Origin of the sequence: Acuticoccus sediminis, assembly GCF_003258595.1 — a bacterium.
GTDB classification, from domain to species: Bacteria; Pseudomonadota; Alphaproteobacteria; order Rhizobiales; family Amorphaceae; genus Acuticoccus; species Acuticoccus sediminis.
On the sequence record NZ_QHHQ01000032.1, the window covers coordinates 1 to 4,078 of the forward strand.

General features: G+C 60.1%; 4 protein-coding genes. 1 reads left to right on the forward strand and 3 read right to left on the reverse strand.

Annotation, left to right across the window (positions count from 1 at the left end):
• Nucleotides 1-516: 516 nt before the first annotated feature.
• Nucleotides 517-1,341 carry an IS630 family transposase gene (locus DLJ53_RS34495; RefSeq protein WP_111352831.1) on the reverse strand — a complete coding sequence of 275 codons (825 nt, stop codon included), beginning with the start codon at nucleotides 1,339-1,341 and terminating at the stop codon, nucleotides 517-519.
• Between the two features lie 854 nt (nucleotides 1,342-2,195).
• On the opposite strand from DLJ53_RS34495, the gene DLJ53_RS34505 reads away from it, so the two are divergent.
• Nucleotides 2,196-2,660: a glycosyltransferase 61 family protein gene (locus tag DLJ53_RS34505; RefSeq protein WP_111352832.1), complete on the forward strand. Its 465-nt coding sequence runs from the start codon at nucleotides 2,196-2,198 to the stop codon at nucleotides 2,658-2,660.
• A gap of 192 nt (nucleotides 2,661-2,852) precedes the next feature.
• Here the strand turns inward: DLJ53_RS34505 and DLJ53_RS34510 are convergent, their stop codons facing one another.
• Both DLJ53_RS34510 and DLJ53_RS36315 read right to left on the reverse strand, forming a co-directional pair.
• Nucleotides 2,853-3,932 carry an IS5 family transposase gene (locus DLJ53_RS34510; RefSeq protein WP_111352833.1) on the reverse strand — a complete coding sequence of 360 codons (1,080 nt, stop codon included), beginning with the start codon at nucleotides 3,930-3,932 and terminating at the stop codon, nucleotides 2,853-2,855.
• Nucleotides 3,881-4,078 (reverse strand): transposase domain-containing protein (locus DLJ53_RS36315; RefSeq protein ID WP_244935241.1); only part of this gene is annotated, 198 nt, incomplete at its 5' end. The genes DLJ53_RS36315 and DLJ53_RS34510, both read right to left, overlap by 52 nt.

Consider the following 4,078-nt stretch of genomic DNA (forward strand, 5'->3'; position numbering starts at 1 on the left):
TGAGGGGAGAGCCGAGGCGGTGAGGTGGGCTTTAATCGCGAAAGTTCTACTTTCCGATATATCCTGCCTCGTCTTTCACCTCAACCTCAAACGCTGAACAAAAGCATCAGTCGTGCTGTGTTCTTCTGTGCGATTACGTGATTGTCACTCTGCACGTTTGCGGAAATACGTGACTACCATTCTGCGTGTCTGCGTGTCTGCGTGTCTGCGTGTCTGCGTGTCTGCGTGTCTGCGGGATCGCGCAATTGCGCTCATGCGCGCCTGTGTGGATACGCGAATACGCTCATGCCGTGTTGCGTGTTTGCGCTTCTGCGGGTCTGTCCGGGTACGCATTTGCACCTTCGTGGGCATGCAGCGTTGCGCTTCTGCGGCTTTGCTGCGCTGCGCGCTTACGCCAACGCGCCTCTGTTCTGCTGCATTTTTGCGGTTTTATGCTCAAAAAACAGTGCGTTACACGGGGCCCATCGCCACGCTGCCCCGTCGAACGAGAGGCCGATGAAACTCATCGCATTCACATCACTCAAAGGCGGGGCCGGCAAAAGCACCGCCTTGATGGCTGCCGCCGATGCTCCCGGTCTTGGCGGCCTGACTCATCGGCTTCAAGCTGCCGGGACAGTCGGTCCCGACATGGAGCAAGTTGAGCAACCGGGTCGGCTCAGAGAAGAAGACTGGCCATGACGGCAATCCTGTCATGCCGGAATCAGACACTACGCCCACGGCAAGCCCCGCTGCAATTCGTGCCGACGGCGGAGGCCCGCCGAGGCCACTCCAAAGGGCAGGGAGGCCCCCAGTCTCGTTGAGCACGGTGAACAGCGTCATGGTGCCCTTGCGTGTGTAGTCGTGCGTCATGGTGGCGCCGCGGCTCCTCTTCAGCGGCAGGACAGGTGGGGTGCGGTCGAGCGCCTGGATCTGGCTCGTCTCGTCGATCGACAGCACCACGGTGGGGTGCCGGCGGCGCCACGTAAGCCCCACGACATCACGCAGCTTCTCCACGAAGGCGGGGTCACGGGAGAGCTTGAAGGTGCGCCAGCGATGGGGGGCGACGCCGTGCGCGGCCCAGATCTGCTGCACTGTGATGACGCCGAGCGACACAGCCCTGGCCAGGGCCCGTGCCGTCCAGTGGAGCGCCTCGTGGGGCGGCGGCTCATGGGTCATTCGCACCACCTCGGCCACCTTGGCGGGGGCCACCGGTGCCTTGCCTGGCGCCCGGAACTTGTCCGAGGGCAGACCCTCGATGCCGTCCGCGGCGAACCGCTCCTGCCATCGCCAGACGCTGGTCTTGCTCTTGCCCGTCGCCGCCATGATCGCGTAGGTGCCGTGCCCATCGGCCGTCAGCAGCACGATACGATGTGCGCCCGCCAGACGTGTTTCGCTTCCGTACTGTCAGCGTCTGCTGTGGCGTGGTCCGGCCTGACGCGATGGCTTCGAGCTGCCTTCGCTCAGGCGCCATGACCGTGGGGGGATGCCTGTTCGCGTCTCCCAGCTTCGTATAGGTAGACTCTCAGAGGAATCCCAACCCGGACCCTTTTGAATGGGTCAATCCACTAGTCGGTGCGGTCGACAAACTCGGGCGCGGAGCCGGGGGAAGGTGCGGGCACCATTGCCGAAGGGAACGCCGACGGTGCGCCCCAGTGCGCTTCGTCCTTTCGCACCTCAGGTTGCCAGACTCTTCAAACTAGAACATGTTCGATCGCCATGGGAGGCACAGAGGCCGGTTCAGATGAGTTTAGCTGCTCACATGTATAATGATGCAATAGTATTTCCCTTTCGGCGTCCGGGTGGGAGAAATCAACCGGCTCGCCGAGGTAACGTCGGAAGGCAAATCGGAGGAGCGGTAACCAGAGATCGCCACGATATTGAAGAATCAGCTCTTTTTAGGTCCGGGCAGCGGCTTGTTTATCCTCCTATTGAGTTTGGTGAGACGAATAATATGATGCAAGGAGAGTATATATTTGGCGGATATGCCTCACCTTTATTTGGTCATTTCATACTAGAGTCCTGCACGTATCTCTGGTACGCGAGGCAGCGGCCTGATTTGCCTATATTGTGGTCCCGCTTTCCAAAGTTGCTACCGTACCAGGACGAGATCCTGACGCTTCTGGGTATAGACAACAAGCATGTGAGGGTAAAAGAGCCGAGTAGTGTTGAGGCGCTTCATGTCCCAGAGCCGGGTTGCATAATTCGACATCAGCTGGATGAGCATCATGCTGAATTCCTTGGTCAGTACCGTCCACGCGACGAATGGCGACCGCATGGGCCAAAGATATGGCTATCTCGCAGTGCGCTACCAAAAAAAAACGAAGTCGTTTTCTAGTCTTATTGACATTGAGAATGTACTCAGCAAGCAAGGCTGGGAAATTTTTTATCCAGAGAAGCATTCAGTTAAAAAGCAACTAGAAGTTCTAGCTTCAGCGTCTCGCATAGCCGGGCTAATTGGCTCTGCTTTCCATAGTCTTGTTTTAATTAAAGACGTGAATGCTGATATTACAATTTTTACCCCAAAAACACCGCAAATCGGGGTGTATAAGACGATTGCTAATGTCCGGGGATTCTCCCAGAGAGACGTATATCTTGACTTTGACGACATAAAAACTCCGGAGGAGAGGTTTTATCAATTGTTAAACCCAGAAGAAATATTGGACACGCTTTCCTATACTTGAATAACTAAATAAGCTTTTTGGGCCAAAGCAATGATAAACCTTGGTATTCGGCTCTGCCGAGCTGAACGCCTCGAAGAACGCGTATTTTGAGCGTTGGCGGTCTGTCATGAGCCGTCGGTGCGACGTCTCGGCAACCTGATTTGGTCGCCGCGTTGCTGGTGCGGCGGGTGTCCGCCCTCTTCGAGCCGCCGATCAGGCGAGGCCGGCGCGGTGCTCGTGGAAGACGAGGCGTCTGATGTTGTAGGTGAGGTTGGCGAGGCCGATCTTGGCCTTGGCGCGGGCGATCCCGACGGTTCTGACCGTCAGCGCCATCGCTCCCTTCTGATGGGAGAAGACCGGCTCGACAGCGGCACGTACGGCTGAGCGGGCGGCATTGCCGCGGCGGACATTGGGGGCCATCGGCCGACCCTTCGGCTTGCGGCGGTGAACCTCGCTCTTGAAGCCATGGGCGTCCATGAACGCCTCGTTCGCCTTTGATCGGTAGGCGCTGTCGGCCCAGACGGTCGAAGCGGTATTGCTGCGATCGAGCAGCCCCTGGCGCAGCATGGCGCCGTCGTGGGCGGCGGCGTCGGTGACGTCCCATTTGCGGATGAAGCCGTGCCGCCGGTCAATCGAGATGTGGTTCTTGTAGCCGAACACGGGGATCGCGATATCAGCGTGCCGGGTGCCGTCCTCACGTTCGCGCGCCTTGCCGAACACCAGCGTCCAGCGGGCGTCGCGGTCCTTCTGGCGCAGCTTCGCGGGATGGCCCTGCCACGCCTCGGGAACGCGGCCGGCCTTGATGTCGGCCTTCTCGCCATCGCTGTTGCGCTGCTTCGGTGCGGAGATGAGGCTGGCGTCGACGATCTGGCCGGACATCGGGATGTAGCCGGCGGCCCGGACCGCCTGGTCGAAGCGGGCGAACAGGCCTTCGATCGCGCCGGCCGTCGTCAGCCGCTCGCGGAAGAACCAGATCGTCTTGGCATCCGGCGCCTTGTCGGCAAGGCCGAGCCCCAGGAAGCGCATGAACGACAGGCGGTCGTTGATGAGGAACTCGGCGCGGTCGTCGGAGAGGGTGTTGCTGGCCTGGATCACCAGGATCTTGAACATCATCACAGGATCGAATGGCGGCCGCCCGCCTTTGGCGCGGTCGCTGTAGCACAGCGCCGCCTCGAGTTCGGGCCGGAACATCTCGAAATCGACGACCCTGGCGAAGGCGTCCAGCTGGTCGCCGAGATCGCTCAGCCGCTGCAGACGATCCTCGACGTCGAAGAAACCAGGCTGTCCCCGCATCGCTTACCCTCCGGCCGACCCAAAATCAGCGGGCCTGATTCGTGTGGGTTTTTCGAGGCGTTCAGCTCGGGGAGCCGGCCCTGCGGCATCGCCGCGATCCGGGCGAGCACGTCGGCGAGCCAGGCCTGCGGGTCGACGTCGTTGAG

Excerpts from the sequence above, each read along its gene's own strand:
- DLJ53_RS34505 (WP_111352832.1), top strand. The coding sequence starts at position 2,196 with ATGAGCATCATGCTGAATTCCTTGGTCAGTACCGTCCACGCGACGAAT.
- DLJ53_RS34510 (WP_111352833.1), bottom strand. The coding sequence starts at position 3,932 with ATGCGGGGACAGCCTGGTTTCTTCGACGTCGAGGATCGTCTGCAGCGG.